We start from the raw sequence: 251 nt of genomic DNA, 5'->3' as shown, positions 1-251 counted from the left end.
AGTTTGTTGGAACCGGTCCCGCCATCGAAAACGTCGTCACCCTCCCCTCCATGAATGATGTCGTTGCCCGACCAACCGACCAATGTGTCGACACCTGTCGTGCCCACTTGATTTAGCCCCGTAGTGGTAAGACCCGCCCACGTCCAGAGCGTCCCGTCGGCAAATTCGACACGTTCGATGACGGCTGCAACGGTGGCATCAGCACTGGAGGTTGATCGGTTAAACCAGCCTTTGACCGTGACCTGATCGGT

General features: G+C 57.4%; 1 protein-coding gene. It reads right to left on the bottom strand.

Going from position 1 to position 251, the window contains the following annotated elements; genetic code table 11:
• Nucleotides 1-251: calcium-binding protein (locus tag K0F88_RS32145; protein ID WP_219097886.1), on the bottom strand; the 251-nt coding region annotated here is incomplete at both ends.

The sequence above is a fragment of the Pseudomonas sp. UMAB-40 genome (assembly GCF_900095275.1).
Taxonomy (GTDB): Bacteria; Pseudomonadota; Gammaproteobacteria; order Pseudomonadales; family Pseudomonadaceae; genus Aquipseudomonas; species Aquipseudomonas mandelii_B.
Note: the sequence above shows the minus strand (reverse complement) of the source record. Positions and strands in the feature narration are given on the sequence as shown.